The organism is Cupriavidus sp. IDO (assembly GCF_000812465.1).
GTDB lineage: Bacteria > Pseudomonadota > Gammaproteobacteria > Burkholderiales > Burkholderiaceae > Cupriavidus.
In genome coordinates this window covers 1-21,713 of sequence record NZ_JWMA01000194.1, presented here as the reverse complement: position 1 = coordinate 21,713, position 21,713 = coordinate 1, and the positions used below count along the sequence as shown (strand labels likewise).

Here is a 21,713-nt window from a genome sequence, read left to right as displayed (position 1 = left end):
TTCGGCGACGACAAGGTGCTGGTGGAGAAGTACCTGACCCGCCCGCGCCATATCGAGATCCAGGTGTTCGCCGATACCCACGGCAACTGCGTCTACCTGTTCGAGCGCGACTGTTCGGTGCAGCGCCGCCACCAGAAGGTGCTGGAAGAAGCGCCCGCGCCAGGCATGACCGAAGCGCGCCGCCGCGCCATGGGCGAAGCGGCGGTGGCCGCGGCCAAGGCCGTCGGCTACGTCGGCGCCGGCACGGTCGAGTTCATCGCCAACCAGGATGGCTCCTTCTACTTCATGGAGATGAACACGCGGCTGCAGGTGGAGCATCCGGTCACCGAGATGATCACCGGGCAGGACCTGGTCGAATGGCAGCTGCGCGTCGCTGCCGGCGAAGCGCTGCCGCTGACGCAGGAGCAGCTGCGCATCGACGGCCATGCGCTGGAAGCGCGCATCTATGCCGAGAATCCGGACAAGCAGTTCCTGCCATCGACTGGCACGCTGCGCTACCTGCGCACGCCGCCAGCGGTGCAGTTCATGCGCGGTGGGGATGTGCATGGCCCGGCCGGCATCCGCATCGACGCCGGCGTGCGCGAAGGCGACACCATCAGCCCCTTCTACGACCCGATGATCGCCAAGCTGATCGTCTGGGGCAAGGATCGCGACGAGGCACTCTCGCGCATGCGCCAGGCGCTGGCGTCGTATCACGTGGTGGGGCTGTCCACCAACGTGGCCTTTCTGCAGCGGCTGGTGTCGTCGCAGGCATTCCGCACGGCCGATCTCGATACCGGACTGATCGAGCGCAACGAAGCCACGCTGTTCCCGCCCGCCGCCCCGGTGGGCATGGAGGTTATCGCGCTGGCGGTGGCCGCGCTGCTCGACCGCGAGACGCGCGAGCGCCGCGTCGATACCGCCGACCAGCATTCGCCGTGGACGCAGGGCGGTGCGTGGCGCCTCAATATGCGTGCCACGCGCGCGCTGCGCTTCAGCTACGGCAACCAGACGCTGGAAGTGACGCTGACCGCCGACGCGCAGCGCAGCACGCTGATCTATGCCGACCAGGCCGCGCCGTTCTCGTCGGTTTGCCAGGCCGACGATATCCGCGTCGATCTCGGTACGCGGCGTGCGCACGGGCAGGTGCATGTGGATGGGGGCGCACTCCATGTCTTCAATGCCGGCCGGCATGCGGTGCTGACGTGGCTGGATCCGCTTGCCCATGCCGGCGAGGCGGAAGGTGAAGGCGGCAAGCTCACCGCGCCGATGCCGGGCAAGGTGATTGCGGTGATGGTCGAGCCCGGCAGCACCGTGACGCGCGGCACGCCGTTGCTGGTGATGGAGGCGATGAAGATGGAGCACACCATCAGCGCGCCGGTCGACGGGGTGGTCAGTGAAGTGCTGTATGCGGTGGGAGAGCAGGTGGCCGAGGGCGCGCAGCTGCTGGCGTTCGAAGGGGCGCTGGCCTCCTGAGGGGCGGCAGGGCGGGCTGCCACCCGCCCGCCGATCCTCTGCGAAAATAGCAGTCCGCATTCCCCGACGCCGGAGACAAGATGAAGCTGCAGCTGTACGTGCCTGATGGCCGCTATGACCCCTGGATCGAAGGCTTCGCCGAAGCGTTGCCCGAGGCAGAGTGCCTCGCCTGGGAAGACAGCCGCGAAGCATCCGCCGACTACGCCGTGGTCTGGCGGCCGCCGGTGGAAATGCTGCGTGGCCGCACGGACCTGAAAGCGGTATTCAACCTGGGTGCCGGTGTCGACGGCATCCTGAGCCTGCGCGATGAAGATCCCGAGGCCTTGCCCGCTGGCGTGCCGATCGTTCGCCTGGATGACGCCGGCATGGCGGCCCAGATGGCCGAGTACGTCACCCACGCCGTGCTGCGTGACTTCCGCAAGCTCGACGCCTATGACGCGCAGCAACGCGCCGGCACATGGAAGTTCATCAAGCCGAATCGCCGCGCCGATTTCACCATCGGCGTGATGGGCGTGGGCACGCTGGGCGCGCATATCGCGCGCACGCTGGCCGGTTTCGGCTTCCCGGTGCGGGGCTGGAGCCGCAGTGCGCGCATGATCGAGGGTGTGGTCGGCTTCCACGGCGAGGCCGGGCAGGTGCCGTTCCTTGATGGCCTGCGCGTGCTGGTCAACGTGCTGCCGCTGACGCCCGAGACCGAGAACATCCTGAATGCCCGCCTGTTCGGCAAGCTGGCGCGCGGCGCCTATGTGATCAACGTCGCACGCGGGCCGCACCTGGTGGAGGAAGACCTGCTGGCGGCCGTGCAGGAAGGGCAGATCGCGGGTGCCACGCTCGATGTGTTCCGCACCGAGCCGCTGCCCGCGGAGCATCCTTTCTGGCAGGAGCCGCGCATCACCATCACGCCGCATATCTCGGCACTGACCTTGCGCGAAGACAGCATCGCGCAGATCGCGGGCAAGATCCGCGCACTGCGGGCGGGCCAGCCGATTGCCGGCGTGGTCGACGTGCAGCGCGGGTATTGAGCGACGACGTATAACGAACACGGAGACAGCCATGACCCTGCCCAACTACGTAAAGATTGTCGAAGTCGGCCCGCGCGACGGGCTGCAGAACGAGAAGGCGATGGTGCCGACCGAAGTGAAGGTCGCGCTGATCAACCAGTTGACCGATGCGGGCTTCGTCAATATCGAGGCGGCGTCGTTCGTGTCGCCCAAGTGGGTGCCGCAGATGGCGGATGGCGCCGAGGTGATGGCGCGCATCCAGCGCCGGCCCGGCACGCTGTATTCGGTGCTCACGCCGAACCTGAAGGGCTTCGAAGGCGCGGTTGCCGCGGCGGCGGATGAGGTGGTGATCTTCGGCGCCGCCAGCGAGGCGTTTTCGCAGAAGAACATCAATTGCTCGATCGCCGAATCGATCGCGCGCTTCGAACCCGTGGCCGCGGCCGCGAAGGAGAAGGGCATCCGCCTGCGCGGCAGCATTTCCTGCTCGCTGGGCTGCCCTTACCAGGGCGAGGTGCCGGTGAGCGCGGTGGTCGATGTGGTGCGCCGCATGCGCGAGCTGGGCTGCGACGAGATCGATATTGCCGACACCATTGGCGTCGGCACGCCCGGCAAGGTGCAGGAGGTGATGCGCGCGGCGGCGGCGGAATTCGCCATGGATCGCCTCTCGGGCCACTTCCACGATACCTACGGGCAGGCGCTGTCCAACATCCTGGCCAGCCTGGAAGTCGGCATTTCGATCTTCCACGCCTCGGTCGCGGGCCTGGGCGGCTGCCCGTATGCCAAGGGCGCAACCGGCAACGTGGCGACCGAGGATGTGCTGTACATGCTGCGCGGCATGGGCATCCATACCGGCATCGACCTCGAAGCGGTGGTGCGCACCGGCGACTACATCTCGCAGGCCATTGGCCGCACCAACAGTTCGCGTGTGGGCCGTGCGTTGCTGACCAAATGGGCCGCCGCCAGCGACGCCGCGGCAACCTGCGCCTGACACGGCGCAGCGAAGAACGGAGCAAGAAGCATGAGCACGAATCCTGACAATGGCGCGGCGATGGAAGCCGAGGCATTGCCCGAATCCGCAAAACGCGTGGCAGGCCTGCTGGCCGAGCTCGGCCACGACCGTCCGGTGGTGATGCTGCCGGCCACCGGCAAGACCTCGGCCGAGGCGGCTGCCGGGCTGGGCTGCAGCGTGGCGGAGATCGCCAAGTCGATCATCTTCCGCCGCGTTGCCGACGATGCGCCGGTGCTGGTGATCGCCAGCGGCAGCAACCGCGTCGACGAGGCCAAGGTCGCGGCGCGCGTGGGCGAGCTGGGCAAGGCGGATGCGCGCTTCGTGCGCGAGAAGACGGGCTACGCCATCGGCGGCGTCTGCCCGATCGGCCATGCCGTGCCGCCGGTGATGCTGCTGGACCAGGACCTGTTCCGCTATGAAAGCCTGTGGGCGGCAGCGGGCCATCCGCATGCCGTGTTCAACCTGACGCCGCAGCAACTGCAGCAGATGACCGGGGCCGAGGTCGCGGACGTGGCGGCCGGTGCGGCGGCATGAGTCCCGACCTGCGCCCGGGGCTGACCTTCAGCTGGGAATACACGGTGCCCGCCAAGGCCACCGTGCCGCGCCTGTACGACGACATTCCCGGCTGCGCCGAAATGCCCGACGTGCTGGCGACTGGCTACATGGTCGGCATCATGGAATGCGCCTGCCTGCAGATGCTGCGCAACTACGTGGACTGGCCGCGCGAGCAGTCGCTTGGCACGCTGGTCAGCTTCTCGCACCTGGCGCCGACGCCGCCGGGCATGACCGTCACGGTGAAGGGCGAGCTGGTCGAAGTCGACGGCCGCCGGCTGCGCTTCGAACTGAGCGCGTGGGATGGTGAGGACAAGATCTCGGAAGGCGTGCATGAGCGCCACCTGATCGACGCCGCGCGCTTCAACCAGAAGATCGCGGCGAAAGCCGAACGATCGGCGCGATGACAACGCGCGAGCCGATGTCGAGCCCTCTGCAAGCCTCCATGATCGAAGATCTCGCCCGCCAGGCGCAGGCGGCGCAGCTGGCCTCGCCTGTGCCATCGCCATGCCGCAACGTGTGCCGCATGGATCCTGCCAGCGGCTATTGCGAAGGCTGCCTGCGCACCATCGAGGAAATCGCCGGCTGGTCCGCCGCGGGCGAGGACGACAAGCGCCGCATCTGGGCGCAACTGCCGCAGCGCGCTGCCTGGCTCGCCGGCCAGGAGAGCATCTCGTGAACGATCGCACGCCCCTGCAGTTGCCGGCCACTATGCGCGTATTCGAGCGCGGCTGGCTGTCGGCCAACAACATCCTGTTTGTCGACGGCGACGATACCGTGCTGGTCGACACCGGCTACGTTACCCACGCGCCGCAAACGGTGGCGCTGGTCGAATCTGCCTTGCAGGGCCGTCCGCTGAAGCGCGTGATCAACACGCACCTGCATTCGGACCATTGCGGCGGCAACGCCGCGCTGCAGGCACGCTGGCACCCGCACACATCGATTCCCGCCGCCGAGGCAGCAGCAGTGGGCGCGTGGGATACCGACGCCCTCAGCTACAAGGCCACCGGCCAGCAGTGCGACCGCTTCACCTTCGATGGCGTGCTGCAGGATGGCGATACGCTGCGGCTGGGGGGCATCGACTGGCAGGTCGTGGCCGCGCCCGGCCATGATCCGCAGGCGGTCATGCTGTTCGCCTCGCAGGAAGGCATCCTGATCTCGGGCGATGCATTGTGGGAGAACGGCTTCGGCGTGATTTTTCCCGAGCTGGACGGGGAGAGCGGTTTCGCCGAACAGGCGAGCGTGCTGGCGCGGATTGCCGAACTCGACGCGCGCGTGGTCATTCCCGGCCACGGCAGGCCTTTTACCGACGTCGCTGCGGCCATCGAGCGCGCGCAAGGCAGGCTCGCTTACCTCAGCGCCGATCCGCTGCGTAATGCCAGCCATGCGGTCAAGGTGCTGGTGAAGTTCAAGCTGCTGGAGCAGCAGCAGATGCGGCGCGACGCATTCCTTGCATGGATGCAGCAGTCACCGCTGATGGTGCGCATCCATGAGCGCTTCATGGCGAACGCCCCGCTGGAAGACATCTTCGCGCAAACGCTGCGTGCGCTGGCTGGCGTGAAGGCGCTGGCGGTCGAGGGCGAGATGGTGGTGAATCGGGATTGAGGCGGCGGCGGGAGAGGGGAGTAAAGCAGCGGCAGGCGTAGCGCCTGCCGCTGCTTGAACAACCTCAGAATGTCGTCCGGATCCCCACCTTCACGCTCCTGCCCGGCAGCGGCGCGATATCCCGCAGGATCGACGCCGAATTGCGCGCGTCCTGGTTCGTCAGGTTATCCCCGCGCAGGTACACCAGCGTCTGCGTGCCCGACACCTTGAACTTGTACGTCAGCGCCAGGCTCAGCAGCGTATAGGCATCCGTTGGCGTGTCATTGGCCGGCACACGCGTCTGCTTCGCGGCGTAGGTGACATCCACGCGAGCGCCCCATGGCCCGGCGCCATACACCAGCGCGCCACCGAGCCGCAGCGGCGACAGGCGCGGCAGCGGCTCGCCCGTATTGCGGTTCTCGCCCCGCACGTAGTCGGCGCGCGCCTCGAAATCCAGCGTATCGCTGGTGGTCAGCATCTTCTGGAAGAGACGCGTCTTGCCTTCGGCCTCGAAGCCCCACAGCGTGGCAGGCACGCCCAGGTACTGGAATTCCGGCAGGGAGCCAACGCTGCCCGGCGCGACCACATCACCGGCGTCGTCGCGCGCGCGGCCGGTGGCCATCAGCGCCAGGTAGTTGGCAAAGCGGCTGTAATAGCCCGACAGGCTGGCGCTGTGCGGCCCGTACTTGTAGCGCGCGCCCAGGTCGAGCGAGGTGGCGCGCTCCTTGTTGGCATTGGGATCGCCCAGTTCCCACGCGCCCGTGGCGACGTGCGGGCCGTTGGCGTACAGCTCGTAGAAGGTCGGCGCGCGCTCGGTGTACGACAGGTTGCTGGTCAGCGACCACAGCGGGTTCAGCTTGTAGAGCAGGCCAGCCGAGGCGCTGGTGGCGTTGAAGCTGCGGCTGGCATCGCTGAAGCGGTCATTGCCGTTGGCGCTGGCCTTGATGCTGCTGTGGTCCAGCCGTCCACCCAGGTTGAGCTTGAGGTCGCCGCTGCTGACAAGCGGCAGTTCTTCGAACACGAACAGGGCGGCGTTGTCGGTATCGGTGCTCGGGACGAAGGCTTCTTCGCCCAGCGCCGAGAACGCGGTATGCCCGAACTGCGTGCCGATCACCCCGCTCATGTTGCCGATCTTGGCGTGCCTGGCCTCGAAGCGCGCGTCCCAGCCCTCGTTCTTGAAGATGGTGCCGGTCTGGCCGCTGTCGATCTCCTTGTGCTCGTAGTCGGTGTAGCTGAACTTGCCCTTGACCGATTCGATCCAGCCGGCAGTGTTGCCGTTCAGGTCGCGCGCTTCGCCTTCCAGCGCGAAGCGGTCCTGGCGCATCTTCAGCCGCACATTGTCTTCGGCCGGCGTGCCGTACTCGTTGCGGTAGGCGCTGTAGTTGGCACCGACGAAGCCATCGGCCCAGGTGTAGGAGCCGCCCAGCGAGCCGCCGTCCTGCTGCGCGCTGGTGTTGGGCAGGCGGCCGTTGGCTTCGGTTACGCCTTCGGGCAGCGGCTGGCTGGCGCGCAGGCGGTCGCTGCGGGCAAAGCCGGGAATGTGCAGGTCGCTGGACTTGCGGGCGAAGGCATCGGCATGGATGGCGAACTGCCCGTTGCCCGCCTCGATCAGGCCGCTGGTGCCGCGCGCCTCGTCGCCGCCGGCGGTGGCGCTGGCATCGACCGCGCCGCCGATGCCTTCGATCGGCTCTTTCGGAATGCGGTTGTCGATCACATTGACCACGCCGCCGATGGCGCTGCCGCCGTACATCAGCGCAGCCGGGCCGCGCACGACTTCGATGCGCTCGGCCACCAGCGGGTCGACCGGCACGGCGTGGTCATAGGACAGCGAGGAAGCATCGACCGTCGAGCCGCCGTTCTGCAGGATCTTGATGCGGTCGCCGTCGAGGCCGCGGATGACCGGCCGGCTGGCGTTGGGGCCGAAATAGCTCGACGAGACGCCAGGCAGCTTGTCGAGGGTTTCGCCCAGCGTGCTGTTCTGGCGCAGGGACAGGGCGTCGCCGCCCAGGGACGAAACGGGCGCCACCATGTCGTTGAGTTCGCTGCCGAGCGGGTTGGCGGTAACTACCACCTCTTTGAGCGTGGTAGCGGCCGGCGTCGCGGCAGGAGCCGGTTCGGCGGCGGTCTGGGCAATGGCGCCGGTGGAGGCGATCAGGGCGGCGATAGCCGCCAGCGGCGTGCGGCGCAGCGTGGGGTGTTGCAGGATCAGGAACATGGCTCGCGATTCGATGCGATGGCAATCGGACGGGCGGCCACGACAATCGGGCGGATGGAACATGCCCTGCTTGCAGGATGCAGGGCTCTGCAATATGCCGGCTGGCGTGGACGCACGTTTTCGTACTGGGGCCGGCGGCATTTACCGCGGCCCGTGTCAGGCGAAGGCGATTGCGGGCACCGGCGGCGCGCGCGAGCGGAAGGGATGGGCGGAAGGCAGGTCGGGCCAGTGCCACGCCAGGCTGGCCGGCTTGACGGGTTTGCCGAAGGCGAACGCGGGCAGGTCGAAGGCGCCGCAATGGCTGTCCGCGACCGTGGCCCCGTCGAACAGTACGCAGGAGTGGCCGGCGGACTTCTGTGCAACGCGATCCTGGTCGGCGTGATCCGGGGAGACGGTCGTGTCGATGCCGACGGCTGCAAGCGGCTGGCTCATCAGTCCGCCGTGCTGCACGCGGTGGGTCAGGCCGGCATGCTGCGCCAGCAGCACGCACAGCACCAGCCACAGCGACAGCCAGATGCCGGGCCCGCGCGCGCGCAGGCGGGCGAAGCGGTCAGTGGTCATGGCCGCAGTCGCAATCGCCATGCACATGGCCGTGGCCGTGCGAGTGGCCATGATGATGATCGTGGTCGTCTTTGCTGTCGAAGGCGTCCACCCAGGTGGGGAACGGGTCCGCATACGCTGCCCATGCCTGCGGCCCGGCGGCCATTTCGGCGTCCGTCAGCAGGCAGGCGTCGAGACGGGATTCGAGCGCGGCGCGGTCCAGATCCAGCCCGATCAGCAGCAGGTCCTGGCGGCGGTCGCCATAGGGCGCCGGCGCGCCGTCGACATGCATGTCCGCTTCCACGTCGGCGCGATCGTCCTCGTCCGTCGGCCATTCGGCCGGATCGAGGGCCGCCCACCAGGCGCCCGCGCCGCCGTGGCGGCACACGCCGCCGGCCTGCTCCCAGTCACCGGCCACGTCCATGCGGCTGGCCAGCCAGAACAGGCCTTTCGAGCGCAGGACGCTGCCGTGCTCGCGCAGCCACTCGGTGTGGATGAGATCGGCAAAGCGTTGCGGATGGAAGGGGCGGCGGCGCTGGTAGACGAAGCTGGCGATGCCGTCGGCCTGGGCCTCGGCCGGGGCCGTGCCCGCGGCCTGGAAATCGAAGCGGCCGGTGGCGAGCACGCGCTCCGGTGCCACCTGGCCGAAGCTGGCCGGCACGATGTCGGCACGCGGATTCAGCGCGTGCAGGATGGCTTGCAGGCGGCTGGCGTCGGCCGCGCTGACAAGATCGGTCTTGTTCAGCACGATCACATCGCAGAGCTCGACCTGCGCGATCAGTACGTCGACCACGGTGCGGTCGTCGTCCTCGTCGCGCGCCTGGCCTCGGTCACTGAGGAATTCGGCTTCGTTGAAGTCCCCGAGGAAGGCCGAGGCATCCACGACCGTCACCAGCGTGTCCAGTTGCGCGGCGGTGCCAGTGCCGTGCTCGGCCTCGAAGACAAAAGATTCGGCAATGGCGAGGGGTTCTTCCAGGCCGTTTGCTTCGACCAGCAGGGCGTCGAATCGGCCCTCGCCTGCGAGCCTGGCAGCTTCCGCCGGCAGATCTTCGCCACCTTGCGCTCCGCAGACGATCACGCCGAGCCGCCCGCCTTTGCTGTTGGCGAGAAGATGGTTCAGCAGGGTAGTCTTGCCGGCACCGGGGTATCCGGACAGCACGGTGACGGGCAGGTGATCAGCCATGTGGGCTCGGCGCACCGGCGCGGTGCGCATATTGTTATTGCAACAAAGTTGCGACTGTATCAGAAAGGCAGGGGCGCCGACAGGTGGCGGACTCTCACAATGGTAGTGCCGTGGCGGCACGACCACAAAGAAAACGGCCCGGAAAACCGGGCCGTCTCGTCTGCCAGGCGCCGGCAGTGCCGGCGGCCCGGATCAGTCGCCGAACAGCTTCTGGCGCAGTTCGCGGCGCTGCTGGGCTTCCAGCGACAGCGTGGCGGTGGGGCGCGCCAGCAGGCGCGGCACGCCGATCGGCTCGCCGGTTTCCTCGCACCAGCCGTAGTCGCCAGACTCGATGCGCTGCAGCGACTGCTCCACCTTCTTGAGCAGCTTGCGCTCGCGGTCGCGGGTGCGCAGCTCGAGGGCGTGCTCTTCCTCGATGGTGGCGCGGTCGGCCGGATCCGGCACGATGACCGTTTCGCGCAGGTGTTCCGTGGTCTGATCAGCGTTCTTCAGGATGTCGTCACGCAGCTGCTCAAGGCGATGCTTGAAGAAGGCGAGCTGCGCTTCGTTCATGTAATCCTTGTCGCCCATCTTCAGGATTTCAGCTTCAGTCAGAAGTTTGTTGCTGCTCATGGTTGCTGCTGATTCTCTTGTTGATGCGACCGGCGGCGTCTTGGTCCGCTCGGGTGCAGTGTCCGCGTGCTTGCGCGGCGCGGTCGTTTCACTCTGGCTGGCTGCAGTCTTGCTGCTTCGCGGGCCTCCCTTGGCCTCGCCCGCATCGGCGTGCGCCGTACTGCCGCGGGGAGCTGGCGCAGCCTTCACAGACTGCGCCTTGAGCGTCTCTGCCGCTGCACTACCTGTCTTGCTGCGGCTTTCTTTCGTCTTCGTTGCGGCTGTCATGGGGACACCTCTCTCTCGCGTCGGTATGTAACGGCGCGCGCCGGGTACCCCAAGCGGAGGGCGGTCTCCGCACGAAGCACTGCGACCGCACCTGCCGGCGGTCTGCCTCGTGCTGACGACAACCGCCGCCCTGCAAGATACCGGAGGCGGGAAAAAGGTGCGCCGCCAGTATCAAATCCGGCCTATTGTACTTGAACAAATTTTTCCGAGATACGGGGAATGCCGGACCAGTCCTTCGGTGTTTCCCCGGTACCCCGAACGGGGGGCAACCGGAGACGGCGAGGAGCGGAGGGCCGCGCGAGGGGCGGCTGCTGCACTCAGGCCAGGCAGGCGGCCAGGCCCTTGAGGATGGCGTCCCTGGGCAGGTCCACGCCGATGAACACCATCCTGGTGCCGGGCGTCTCGTCTTCCCATTTGGCGCCGATATCGCTGCCCATCAGCTGGTGGACCCCCTGGAACACGACCTTCCGGTCCACACCTTCCATATATAGTACGCCCTTGTAGCGCAACAGTTTTTCGCCGTAGACGGCCAGGATCCCGGACAGGAATTCCTCCAGCTTGCCGTAGTGGAACGGCTTGTCGCTGCGGAAGACGAACGAGGCGATGCGGTCGGCGTGGTGGTGGTGATGGTGGTGGTTGTGGCTATGGCCGTGATCGTGGCCGTGGTCATGGCCGCAGTCGGTGCCGCAATGCTCGCCGTGCTCGTGGTCGTGATCATGCTCGTGGTCATGATCGTCCTCGCTGAGGAATTCCGGATCGATCTCCAGCTTGGCGTTCAGGTTGAAGCCGCGCAGGTCGAAGATCGTCTCGATCGGCGCCACGCCGAAATTCGCGGTGTGGATCGGCGCACGCGGATTCATGTGCAGCAGGCGGTGGCGCAGTTCCGCCACGTCGTCCCCGGTCACCAGGTCGGACTTGGTGATGAAGATGGCGTCGGCAAAGCCCACCTGGCGCTGCGCTTCTTCCTGCTTGTCGAGCTGCATGTGGCCGTGCTTGGCGTCCACCAGCGTGATCACCGCGTCGAGCAGGTAGCGCGACGCGATCTCGTCATCCATGAAGAAGGTCTGCGCCACCGGGCCTGGGTTGGCCACGCCGGTGGTCTCGATCACCACGCGGTCGAAATCGAACTTGCCGGCGTCGCGCTGGGTCATCAGGTCGGACAGCGCCTGCACCAGGTCGCCGCGGATGGTGCAGCAGATGCAGCCGTTGCTCATCTGCACGATCTGTTCGCGCCCGTCCTGCACCAGGATTTCGTTGTCGATATTCTCCTCGCCGAACTCATTCTCGATCACGGCGATCTTCATGCCGTGCTGCTCGTTGAGAATGCGCTTGAGCAGGGTCGTCTTGCCGCTGCCGAGGAAGCCGGTCAGGATCGTGACCGGGATCAGTTTGGACATTGTGTTGTTCTCCGGGGAATGAGGGGCCATCAGTGGGCGCCGCCACCGTGCCGTGCGGCAGGGCGCGCGCCGCACTCGGCGCAGACGCCGTTGACGGTCAGTTCGACGTGTTCGATGGCAAAGCCGCTGGGCACTCTCGGCGTGGCGGGCTGCGCGGGCGCTGTGCCGTCATCCAGGCAGAAGGTGCGGTCGCAGCGCGTGCAATGGAAATGGCTGTGGTGACGGTGCACTTCGGCACGCGCGGCTTCGTGCTCGATCAGGCTGAAGCGGAACACGCGGTCGTTGCCGGCGCGTTTCTGCGCCACGCCCTGGTCGACCAGCCAGTCCAGCACGCGATAAACCGTGACCCGGTCGATAGTCTCGCCCTGTTCGGGCAGGCGGTCGATCACGGCCTGATGGGTCAGTGCCTCGTCGCTGCCGATCAGGCAGGCCAGAATGCACAGCCGTGGCTGCGTGACGCGCGCGCCCAGCAGGCGCAGGCGTTCATGGGCGGCTTCGAGAATGGCCGGCGCCGGCGCTGCGGCCGGCCGGCCGGGGGTGAGACGGGTCATGGGCCGATTTAACCATAGGCATCCGGTTGTTGCAATTCAGTTGCGTGAACGGGCAGGCGCCAGGATGAGGGAGTCGTCGCGGCGTCACTCCGGGTGATGCTGGCTGCGCCAAAGGTGCGGATTGCGCCTATGATCGGCAAGGGGCGTCCAAACCTGCGAGACCGGAGACAAGCAATGCAGAACGATGCGAGCGCGCTGCTGTTCCCCAACTTCGAACCGTTCCGGCGGCAGGTCGGCGAGATCGAGATCGCCGGTGTGCAGGGCGGCTCGGGACCGCCGTTGCTGCTCCTGCACGGGCATCCGCAAAGCCACCTGATCTGGCACAAGGTGGCGCCGGTGCTGGCCGACCATTTCACCGTCATTGCCACCGACCTGCGCGGCTACGGCAGCAGCTCGGCCCCGCCGGGCAACGGCGGGCACGAGTCCTACAGCAAGCGGGCAATGGCGCAGGACCAGGTGGCGTTGATGGCCTCGATGGGGTTCGAGCGCTTCGCCCTGTGCGGGCATGACCGCGGTGCCCGGGTGTCGCACCGGCTCTGCATGGACCACCCGCAGGCCGTCACGCGCGCCATGCTGCTGGACATCGCGCCCACGCTCGCCATGTACGAGCGCACCAGCATGGCCTTTGCCGCCGCCTACTGGCACTGGTTTTTCCTGATCCAGCCGGCGCCGTTCCCGGAAACCCTGATCAACGCCGAGCCGGAGTTCTATATCAACAAGCTGATGGGCCTGCGCCATGCAGGCCTGAGTCCGTTTGCGCCCGACGCCATGGCTGCCTATGTCGGCGCCATGCGCGACCCGGCCCGGGTCCACGCCATGTGCGAGGACTATCGCGCCGCCGCCACCATCGACCTGGAGCACGACCGTGCCGACCGCGAGGCCGGCCGCAAGCTCGAGCTGCCGCTGCGCGTGCTGTGGGGCGAGCACGGCGTGGTCGCGCGCTGCTTCGACACGCTGCCGTTGTGGGAGGAACTGGCCAGCGACGTCAGCGGCAAGGCCGTCGCCTGCGGCCACTACATTCCGGAAGAGGCGCCCGAGGCCTTGCTGGAGGAAATGTTCGGTTTCTTCCGATAAGCCGCCTGCAGCACGTTGCAGGCGGGTTAGCCCCTATACCTGCTGGATGTCTGCAATTGCTAACATCAACCCCCGGCTATGCCGCCGCGACAAGTGCGGCATGCCGGCGTTGCCTGCCAGCCAGGGTCAACGCGCGGGCCAATGCGCCCGGCGCGAAACGAGCCGGCAGCAATGCATTGCCGACGGGAAAAGCAGGAATCCAGGAGAAAGCATGAAACGAGTGGCACAAATGATTGCGACCGTGCTCGCGGTCGGCGCAATGGGCGCATTTTCGGGCGCACAGGCCCAGGATTTTCCGGGTAGCAAGCCGGTCTCGGCCGTGGTGCCGTTCGCCGCGGGCGGCCCGACCGACAAGGTGGCGCGCGAGCTGACGATGATCATGTCCAAGCACCTGGGCACGCAGATCGTTATCGAGAACCTCGGCGGCGCCGGCGGCACCATCGGTGCCAAGAAGGTCGCGCAGGCCAAGAATGATGGCTACACCATCCTAATCCACCACATCGGCATGTCGACGGCCCCGGCGCTCTACCGCAACCTGGGCTTCGATCCGCTGAAGGACTTCGAGATGGTCGGCGAGATTGCCGATGTGCCGATGGTGATGGTGGGCAACAAGCAGCTGCCGCCGAGCACCTTCAAGGACCTGCTGCCGTACATCAAGGCCAATGCCGCCAAGCTGTCGCTGGCCAACGCCGGCATCGGCTCGGCCTCGCACCTGTGCGGCCTGCTGTTCCAGAGCGCGATCCAGACCGAGCTGACCACCGTGCCGTACAAGGGCACTGCGCCGGCACTGACCGACATCCTGGGCGGGCAGGTCAACCTGATGTGCGACCAGACCACCAACATTGCCGGCCAGCTCAAGGCGGGCGCGCTCAAGCCGTATGCGGCCATGCAGTCGCGCCGCGTGGAAGCGTTCAAGGACATCCCGACCGCGGCCGAGCAGGGGCTGCCAGGCGTGGAAGTGAAGATCTGGCATGCCATGTACGCACCGAAGGGCACCCCGAAGCCGGTAATCGACAAACTGTCGGCCGCGCTGCAGAAGGCCGTGGCCGACCCCAACTTCCGCGCCAAGATGGCGGAACTGGGCGCCGAGGCCGTGCCCGCCCAGCGCGCCACGCCGGACTCGCTGCGCACTTTCCTGACCGCCGAAATCAACAAGTGGACCCCGGTGATCAAGAAGGCCGGCGTGTATGCGGACTGAGTGATGGAGCGGGCGACGGGCCCTCGGGCCCGTCGCCAGCATCCGGAATGACGAAAAGGCCATGCGGCGACGCATGGCCTTTTTGTTTTGGGGCGCGGCTGCGCATCCTATATTGGTCAGATTGCAGAGCGACGCGGGCCGTCCCGCCTGGCGCCACATTGGCCCTTGAAACCGGCCACAGGCGTCGCCACCTACCGTCCTGACATATTCACGGAAGCCACCATGGAACAGTATCACGGCACTACCATCGTCAGCGTCCGCCGCGGCAATCAGGTCGCTCTCGGCGGTGATGGCCAGGTCACTCTCGGCAATATCGTGATGAAGGGCACCGCACGCAAGGTGCGCCGCATCTATAACGGCAAGGTGCTGGTCGGGTTCGCCGGCAGCACGGCCGATGCATTCTCCTTGCTGGACCGCTTCGAAGCCAAGCTGGAAAAGCACCAGGGCAACCTCACCCGCGCCGCGGTGGATCTCGCCAAGGACTGGCGATCGGACCGCGCGCTGCGCCGCCTGGAGGCCATGCTGATCATCGCCGACCGCGACACCACGCTGGTCCTCACCGGCAACGGCGACGTGCTCGACCCCGAGGGCGGCATCGCCGCGATCGGTTCGGGCGGCGCATACGCGCAGTCGGCCGCCAAGGCACTGATCGAGAACACCGAGCTGGCCCCGAAGGACGTGGTGGAGAAGGCGCTGACCATCGCCGGCGAACTCTGCATCTACACCAACACCAACTTCGTCATCGAGACGCTGGAATGAGCGATGGCCGGCTACCGCACTGGCCGGCGCGCCCCCACTGAACGGATACCATGTCGCACACCATGACCCCGTCGGAAATCGTTTCCGAACTCGACAAGCACATCATCGGCCAGAACAAGGCCAAGAAGGCCGTGGCGGTCGCGCTGCGCAACCGCTGGCGCCGCCAGCAGGTGGAAGAGCCCCTGCGCCAGGAAATCACGCCCAAGAACATCCTGATGATCGGACCGACCGGGGTCGGCAAGACCGAGATCGCCCGCCGGCTGGCCAAGCTGGCCGACGCGCCCTTCATCAAGATCGAGGCCACCAAGTTCACCGAAGTCGGCTACGTCGGCCGCGACGTGGACACCATCGTGCGCGACCTGGCCGAAATGGCCATCAAGCAGACGCGCGAATCCGAGATGAAGAAGGTGCGCACCAAGGCCGAAGACGCGGCCGAGGACCGCCTGCTCGACGTGCTGCTGCCGCCGCCGCGCGATATCGGCTTCTCGCAGCCGGAAGAGAAAGATTCCAACACCCGCCAGGCTTTCCGCAAGAAGCTGCGCGAAGGCCAGCTCGACGACAAGGAAATCGAGCTCGAAGTGGCGGCCGGCATGCCGAGCATGGACATCATGGGCCCGCCGGGCATGGAAGACATGACCGAGCAGATCCGCTCGATGTTCGCCGGCCTGGGCCAGGGCAAGAAGCATCGCCGCAAGATGAAGGTCAAGGAAGCCTTCAAGCTGCTGGTGGACGAAGAGGCCGCCAAGCTGGTCAACGACGAAGAGCTCAAGCACAAGGCCATCGCCAACGTCGAGCAGAACGGCATCGTGTTCCTGGACGAGATCGACAAGATCGCCAGCCGCAGCGAAATCGGCGGCGGCGAGGTGTCGCGCCAGGGCGTGCAGCGCGACCTGCTGCCGCTGGTGGAAGGCACCACGGTGAGCACCAAGTACGGCATGATCAAGACCGACCACATCCTGTTCATTGCGTCGGGCGCGTTCCACTTGTCCAAGCCGAGCGACCTGATCCCCGAACTGCAGGGCCGCTTCCCGATCCGGGTCGAGCTGGAATCGCTGTCCGTGCAGGATTTCGAGGCTATCCTGACGCAGACCGATGCCAGCCTGACCAAGCAGTACCAGGCGCTGCTGGCGACCGAAGAGGTCAAGCTGGTGTTCGCGCCCGACGGCATCCGACGCCTGGCCGAGATCGCGTTCTCGGTCAACGAGAAGGTCGAGAACATCGGTGCGCGCCGCCTGTACACGGTGATGGAGCGGCTGCTGGAAGACCTGTCGTTCCATGCAACCAAGTCGTCGGGCGAGACCGTGACGATCGATGCGGCGTATGTCGAGGAACGGCTGGGCGACCTGTCGGGCAACGAAGACCTGTCGCGCTACGTGCTGTAAATAGCTACGCACAGGAACACAAAGGGCGCACTGCGGTGCGCCCTTTGTGCGTCTGACGCCTGGGTTCAGTGCGCGTGCACATGCCCGGCGGGCGCAGCCAGCTCAAGCTCCGCCGCCGGCGACTTGAGGTCGCGCAGGGTCTGTACAGCTTGCCGCCTTGCTCCGGTAGCTTCATGCGGCGTAGTGCCGCACCGGTTCCTGCGCGTGCCGCGCGCGCCCTGCACACGATGCACGGCAAAAGTGCCGGTATGCCACTTCCCAGTAAGCTTGGTAAGCATTGGTAAGCACACTGGCGCGACGGCCCTGCCCGATGCGACCCTTGCGCACCTTGACGGTCAATGGACCCGTGCGGGAGCCACCGCATGCCATGCAATAGCTGCCAGGAGAAACCATGCTGAAGTACCGAACCAAACGCGTTGCCATTGCAACGGCTGGCTTGCTGGCCGGCCTGACCGCGGCCACGGTCTTTCTTTGCGTCCGCCCGGCCGCGGCACCCGCTCCGGATCATGGAACACTTGGGAGCGCGGCCGCCGCGGCAGCGACGCTTGCGCTCGAATCCGGCGAGCTGTTCACGCTGGCCGATCGTCACGCCAGCGACGCGCTGCGCGTGATCGCGCAAGGCAATGCCCCGCACGACAGTGGCGAAGGGCTGGACTGGGACTACGTCCAGCTGCGTCTGTAATTCCGTCCAGGCGCGCCCGGCGCCATACCATCAGCGCGATACCGGGCGCTTGCCCAGCTTGCGCTGCAAAGTGCGCCGATGCATGTTGAGCGCGCGCGCCGTGGCGGAGATATTGCCGCCGTGCTCGGTCAGCACCCGCTGGATATGCTCCCATTCGAGCCTCGCGACCGACAGCGGAACCGGCTCTTCCAACGCGGCTTCCGCCGCATCCTCCGAGATCCCCGCCATCAGCGCGGTCAGGATCGAATCCACATTGGCAGGCTTGGCGAGATACTCATCCGCGCCTTGCTTCACCGCGGCCACGGCAGTGGCGATGCTTGCATAGCCGGTCAGTATCAGGATGCGTGCATCGGGCAGCGCAGTGCGCAGCGGGCCGACCAGGTGCAGGCCGGATTCGGCCGCGGCGGTGCTGCCCGCCTCGGGCAGCGGGCCAAGGTGCAGATCGAGCGTGACATAGGCGAATGCGGTGCGCGCCGCCAGCGCGAGGGCGTCGCTGCCGTTATGCGCCACTTGCACGGCGTAGCCGCGCCGCGTGAGCGCGCGCGCGAGGGTGCCGGCAAAGATGGTGTCGTCGTCGATCACCAGGAAGGGCGTGCCTGCGGGCGCGGCGGCCTCGGGAACCGGGCGGTTGGTGTCGGTCATCACGGATTCGCGGCGAAAGAGGAAGGAGAGGGCAGGCGCAGCTCGGCGATGGTGCCGCCTTCGGGGCGGTCGCGCCAGGTCAGCTGGCCGCCCATCTGGCGGGCTGCGCTTTGCGCTAGGTAGAGGCCGATGCCCTGGCCGCCGTGCGGGCTGGCCACGGGCGCTTCGCCAAGCTGCGCGCGCAGCGCGGGCGGAATGCCATCGCCGCGGTCGCTGACGCGGAAGGACAGCATCGGCACCGCGCCGTCACGGGCTATCGCTATGTCCAGCAACAGGGGAGTCTGTGCCAGGCCGGCGGCTTGCTGGCTGCGTGCGGCGTTGTCGAGCAGGATGGTCAGGATCTGGCCGACGCGCGCCGCCTCCACCAGCTGGGCGGTGGCTTCGGGCGTGGCGCCGGCCTGCAGGCTGGCGTTCGGATGGCGCAGCTGCCAGCGTTCGGTGAACGGGCAGAGCCAGGCGTCGATGCGCTGCGGCGCCAGCGTTTCGTGATCCTCGCGCAGCCGTGCCAGGATCGAGCGGCACAGCTCCAGTTGCTGCTCCATCGTGAGCAGGTCGGGCAGGTAGTCGGCGACGGCGGTGCTGCCGCGGCCCGCATCGGCGGCATCGGCGCGCAATTCGCCGGCAATCACCGCCAGCGTTGCCAGTGGCGTGCCGATTTCATGCGCCACCGCCGCGGCCTGTGCATTGAGGTCTTCGACCCGCGCCTCGCGCAGCAACTGCTCGCGCGCCAGGTTGAGCTGGGCGTCGCGCTGGCGCAGCACGCCCGACAGGCGGGACACGAACAGCGCGATCATCACCGCGCTGGCGACGAAGTTCAGCCACATCCCGGCCAGGTGGTAGTTCACGGCGTTGTCCGGGTTGTGCAGGTCCAGCGGCACGTATTCGAACAGCAGCAGCGAATAGCAGGCCAGCGCGTACAGTGCCAGCACCACCACCTGGCGCCATGGCAGGATCGCCGCGGCAATGGCCAGGCCCGGCAGGTAGAACGAGACAAAGGGGTTGGTGGCCCCGCCCGTATAGAACAGGATGGCGGAAAGCGCGGTCAGGTCTACCAGCAGCTGGCCCATCAGTTCGGCTTCGCGGGGCGAGCTGTTGTGCTTGCTGTGCTGCCGCAGGCGCAATCCGGTCAGCAGGTTGAACAGCGCCTGCAGCCCGAACACCACCAGCAAGGGCTGAAACGGCAGGATGATGCCGACCACCGATTCACACGACACCAGGCACAGCGCCTGGCCGGCCAGCAGTGCCCAGCGCAGCCAGAACAGCCGGCGCAGGCTCACCAGGCTGTGGCGCGCGCTGGCGCCGGCCGGAAGCGGCGTCGGAAAGGAGAAGGTGGGCAGGCGGGTCATGGCTGCGGCGGTTTCCATGCCGGGAGTGTATCAATGCGGCCACCGGGCACCGGGGCGTGCGACACCTTGCCGCATTGGTGATGCGGGGGGCGGCCTGCCAGACTACGCGGTTACCTGTCCGGCACCAGCAGCACCCTCGCGCCGTGCCATGGTCTAATGTCTGCTTTCAGGAGAGCCCTTCATGCAAGCCAAATTCCGCGCGGCCACGCTGGCCGCATCGTTCGTCGCGCTGTCGGCCGCGCTGGCCTCGGGTGCTGCGCTGGCGCAGGTCGATGTCAGCAACGCCTGGGTGCGCGGCACGGTGCCGACGCAGACGGCTTCCGGCGCGTTCATGGTCATCCACGCGCATGAAAACGCGAAGCTGGTCGGCGTGTCGTCGCCGGTGGGGGCAGCCGAGCTGCATGAGATGAAGATGGAAGGCAACACCATGCGCATGCGCAAGGTCTCGTCGCTAGACCTGCCGAAGATGCAGGACGTCGAGCTCAAGCCAGGCGGCTACCACGTGATGCTGATGGACCTGAAGTCGCAGCTCAAGAAGGGCGACACCGTGCCCATAACGCTGAAGATCGAACAGGGCGGCAAGGTGATCGAGCAGCAGGTGACCGCCGAAGTGCGTGACCTGACGGCCTCGGCAGGCGCCGGCCACGGCGACCACAAGCACTAAGGCAGCATCCGGCGGGGCAACCATGGCAAACAAGCAGCACGGCACCCGCCAGAAACTCGTATTCCGAGGCGGCACCGCACCGCCCGGCAAGGGCGTACCCCGCACTGGCAGCGGCCCCCGCAAGGCGGGGCCGCCGGATAGCGGCAAGCCTGCGCGGCCGTGTCAGCCGCGCAAGCTGATCGGCTCGTCCGATTCCTGACTGGCCGCCGCCGTCACCACGCGCTCGCGCAGCCAGGCGTGGGCCGGGTCGGCATCGTTGCGCTCGTGCCAGATCATGCTGAAGGTGAAGTCGTCGATCGGGAACGGCGGCGTGAACACGGCGAAGCCGGAGTCATCCTCCAGGGCCGCGAGGCTGCGGCGCGCGGTGGTCAGCACGAGGTTGGTGCCGGCGATCAGCGCGGGCGCCACGCTCCAGTGCGGCACCACGCAGGCAATCTTGCGCCGTCCGCCAGCCTTGGCGACTGCGGCATCGATGCCATCCACGCGCTCGCTATGCGTCGCCACCAGGACATGTGACCGGGCCAGGTAGGCAACCTGGTCGAGCCGGCCGGTGTCGCGCACCGTAGCGGCGTCCACGGCGCATGCGTAGCTCTCCTCGAACAGCGCCGTGGCGCGCACGCCTTCCGGCTGGTAGGTGAATACGCCCAGCGCCATGTCGATCTCGCCATCGGCCACCTGCGCCGTCATGCCTTCGCGGCTGGCCTGCGAGACCACCAGGTCAATGTTGGGCGCGGCCTTGCGCACGGCGCGCAGCAGGCGCGGCAGCACCACCAGCGCGCCGTAATCGGACATCGCCAGGCGGAAGGTGCGTCGTGCCGTGGCCGGCTGGAAGCCGGTCGGGCCCAGCAGGATGCGCACCTGCGCCAGCGCCTCGGCCAGCGGGCCGGACAGCTCGTGGGCGCGGGCGCTCAGCACCAGCCCGCCCGGTCCTCGGACCAGGATGGGATCGTCCAGCAGCTGGCGCAGCCGTCCCAGCGCATGGCTGACGGCCGGCTGGCTCAGATGCAGCCGCAGTGCGGCGCGTGAAATATGGCGTTCTGCCAGCAGTGCTTCCAGCACCACCAGCAGGTTGAGGTCGATTCCGCGTAGGCTATTCATTCGGCGAATATTAAACGTATGAAAGCAGAATTGGAAATTCATTCTGCGATATTTCACACTGTTGGCATCGCAGTTTGCCCTGCGGAGGCCGTCAGGCGCGACTTTCCCGTTCCGTCAGACTTGCTCATTCCTGCTCAAACAGGAACAAAGCTGACTTTCTGCTTCACTGAGACCGGTTTCGCCATCGTCTTGCGACGATGGCCAGCGCCTTCCTCTCCACAGACTGACACCGTGGAACTCACGGCGATGTGACACAGGTTCACGGCGGCGTTGATGTCGCGGTCGTGAATCGTCCCGCACGCGGGACACGTCCATTCGCGCACGGCGAGCGCCAAGATGCCCAGCGTGTGTCCGCAGGTCGAGCACGTCTTGCTGCTGGCGTAGAAGCGGTCGGCCACCACAAGCTCGCCACCGCGCATGGCCGCCTTGTACTCCAGTTGCCGCCTGAGTTCGAAGAAACTCATATCAGCGATGGCGCGGGCCAGATGGCGGTTCTTTACCA

The 21,713-nt window shown here is 66.9% G+C and carries 23 protein-coding genes; 13 read left to right on the top strand and 10 right to left on the bottom strand.

Annotated features, from left to right (window positions below; translation table 11 throughout):
* The 7 genes from RM96_RS34390 to RM96_RS34360 form a co-directional block, all read left to right on the top strand.
* On the top strand, positions 1-1,455 hold a 1,455-nt coding region (locus RM96_RS34390; RefSeq protein WP_039016232.1), incomplete at its 5' end, for an ATP-binding protein.
* A gap of 80 nt (positions 1,456-1,535) precedes the next feature.
* Positions 1,536-2,477, top strand: a complete 942-nt coding sequence (locus RM96_RS34385) for a 2-hydroxyacid dehydrogenase (RefSeq protein WP_039016231.1) — start codon at positions 1,536-1,538, stop codon at positions 2,475-2,477.
* A gap of 31 nt (positions 2,478-2,508) precedes the next feature.
* Positions 2,509-3,444: a hydroxymethylglutaryl-CoA lyase gene (locus RM96_RS34380; protein WP_039016230.1), complete on the top strand. Its 936-nt coding sequence runs from the start codon at positions 2,509-2,511 to the stop codon at positions 3,442-3,444.
* A gap of 30 nt (positions 3,445-3,474) precedes the next feature.
* Positions 3,475-3,999, top strand: coding sequence for a YbaK/EbsC family protein (locus RM96_RS34375; protein ID WP_193752576.1), 525 nt, complete (start codon positions 3,475-3,477; stop codon positions 3,997-3,999).
* Entirely contained in the window at positions 3,996-4,424 is a 429-nt protein-coding gene (locus RM96_RS34370; protein ID WP_039016229.1) for a thioesterase family protein, read from the top strand. The genes RM96_RS34375 and RM96_RS34370 overlap by 4 nt, the downstream gene beginning before the upstream one ends.
* A 38-nt stretch (positions 4,425-4,462) precedes the next feature.
* Positions 4,463-4,696 carry a DUF1289 domain-containing protein gene (locus RM96_RS39145; RefSeq protein WP_238587505.1) on the top strand — a complete coding sequence of 78 codons (234 nt, stop codon included), beginning with the start codon at positions 4,463-4,465 and terminating at the stop codon, positions 4,694-4,696.
* A gap of 32 nt (positions 4,697-4,728) precedes the next feature.
* Positions 4,729-5,622, top strand: coding sequence for an MBL fold metallo-hydrolase (locus tag RM96_RS34360; RefSeq protein WP_039016234.1), 894 nt, complete (start codon positions 4,729-4,731; stop codon positions 5,620-5,622).
* Positions 5,623-5,686: 64 nt separating this feature from the next.
* Here the strand turns inward: RM96_RS34360 and RM96_RS34355 are convergent, their stop codons facing one another.
* The 6 genes from RM96_RS34355 to RM96_RS34330 form a co-directional block, all read right to left on the bottom strand.
* On the bottom strand, positions 5,687-7,816 hold the full coding sequence (locus RM96_RS34355) for a TonB-dependent receptor (RefSeq protein WP_039016228.1): 2,130 nt from the start codon (positions 7,814-7,816) through the stop codon (positions 5,687-5,689).
* Positions 7,817-7,972: 156 nt separating this feature from the next.
* Positions 7,973-8,377 (bottom strand): hypothetical protein, encoded by a 405-nt coding sequence (locus RM96_RS34350; RefSeq protein WP_039016227.1) that lies wholly within the window; start codon positions 8,375-8,377, stop codon positions 7,973-7,975.
* Positions 8,367-9,539 carry a GTP-binding protein gene (locus RM96_RS34345; protein WP_039016233.1) on the bottom strand — a complete coding sequence of 391 codons (1,173 nt, stop codon included), beginning with the start codon at positions 9,537-9,539 and terminating at the stop codon, positions 8,367-8,369. The genes RM96_RS34350 and RM96_RS34345 overlap by 11 nt, the downstream gene beginning before the upstream one ends.
* A 192-nt stretch (positions 9,540-9,731) precedes the next feature.
* Entirely contained in the window at positions 9,732-10,151 is a 420-nt protein-coding gene (gene dksA, locus RM96_RS34340) for an RNA polymerase-binding protein DksA (RefSeq protein ID WP_039016226.1), read from the bottom strand.
* Between the two features lie 584 nt (positions 10,152-10,735).
* A complete protein-coding gene (locus RM96_RS34335) occupies positions 10,736-11,815 on the bottom strand; it encodes a CobW family GTP-binding protein (RefSeq protein WP_039016225.1) in 1,080 nt (359 codons plus the stop codon).
* A 29-nt stretch (positions 11,816-11,844) separates the two neighbouring features.
* Positions 11,845-12,366, bottom strand: a complete 522-nt coding sequence (locus RM96_RS34330; protein WP_039016224.1) for a Fur family transcriptional regulator — start codon at positions 12,364-12,366, stop codon at positions 11,845-11,847.
* A gap of 174 nt (positions 12,367-12,540) precedes the next feature.
* Here RM96_RS34330 and RM96_RS34325 point away from each other — a divergent pair, with 174 nt between their 5' ends.
* The 5 genes from RM96_RS34325 to RM96_RS34305 all read left to right on the top strand — a co-directional run bounded on the left by RM96_RS34325 (position 12,541) and on the right by RM96_RS34305 (position 17,461).
* Positions 12,541-13,440 carry an alpha/beta fold hydrolase gene (locus tag RM96_RS34325; protein ID WP_039016223.1) on the top strand — a complete coding sequence of 300 codons (900 nt, stop codon included), beginning with the start codon at positions 12,541-12,543 and terminating at the stop codon, positions 13,438-13,440.
* Between the two features lie 211 nt (positions 13,441-13,651).
* Positions 13,652-14,638: a tripartite tricarboxylate transporter substrate-binding protein gene (locus tag RM96_RS34320; RefSeq protein WP_039016222.1), complete on the top strand. Its 987-nt coding sequence runs from the start codon at positions 13,652-13,654 to the stop codon at positions 14,636-14,638.
* Positions 14,639-14,860: 222 nt separating this feature from the next.
* Positions 14,861-15,397: an ATP-dependent protease subunit HslV gene (gene hslV / locus RM96_RS34315; RefSeq protein WP_039016221.1), complete on the top strand. Its 537-nt coding sequence runs from the start codon at positions 14,861-14,863 to the stop codon at positions 15,395-15,397.
* A gap of 50 nt (positions 15,398-15,447) precedes the next feature.
* Entirely contained in the window at positions 15,448-16,779 is a 1,332-nt protein-coding gene (gene hslU, locus RM96_RS34310) for an ATP-dependent protease ATPase subunit HslU (protein WP_039016220.1), read from the top strand.
* A gap of 391 nt (positions 16,780-17,170) precedes the next feature.
* Entirely contained in the window at positions 17,171-17,461 is a 291-nt protein-coding gene (locus RM96_RS34305; RefSeq protein WP_039016219.1) for a hypothetical protein, read from the top strand.
* Between the two features lie 30 nt (positions 17,462-17,491).
* Here the strand turns inward: RM96_RS34305 and RM96_RS34300 are convergent, their stop codons facing one another.
* Together RM96_RS34300 and RM96_RS34295 are read right to left on the bottom strand one after the other, a co-directional pair.
* On the bottom strand, positions 17,492-18,103 hold the full coding sequence (locus RM96_RS34300) for a response regulator transcription factor (protein WP_039016218.1): 612 nt from the start codon (positions 18,101-18,103) through the stop codon (positions 17,492-17,494).
* Positions 18,103-19,467 carry an ATP-binding protein gene (locus RM96_RS34295; protein ID WP_039016217.1) on the bottom strand — a complete coding sequence of 455 codons (1,365 nt, stop codon included), beginning with the start codon at positions 19,465-19,467 and terminating at the stop codon, positions 18,103-18,105. The genes RM96_RS34300 and RM96_RS34295 overlap by 1 nt, the downstream gene beginning before the upstream one ends.
* 163 nt (positions 19,468-19,630) lie before the next feature.
* Between RM96_RS34295 and RM96_RS34290 the strand changes: the two genes are divergently transcribed.
* A complete protein-coding gene (locus tag RM96_RS34290; RefSeq protein ID WP_039016216.1) occupies positions 19,631-20,113 on the top strand; it encodes a copper chaperone PCu(A)C in 483 nt (160 codons plus the stop codon).
* Positions 20,114-20,275: 162 nt separating this feature from the next.
* On the opposite strand, the gene RM96_RS34285 is transcribed toward RM96_RS34290, so the two are convergent.
* Together RM96_RS34285 and RM96_RS34280 are read right to left on the bottom strand one after the other, a co-directional pair.
* Entirely contained in the window at positions 20,276-21,211 is a 936-nt protein-coding gene (locus RM96_RS34285) for a LysR family transcriptional regulator (protein WP_039016215.1), read from the bottom strand.
* A 134-nt stretch (positions 21,212-21,345) separates the two neighbouring features.
* Positions 21,346-21,713, bottom strand: a 368-nt coding sequence (locus tag RM96_RS34280) for an RNA-guided endonuclease InsQ/TnpB family protein (protein ID WP_039016214.1), incomplete at its 5' end; no start/stop codon positions are given.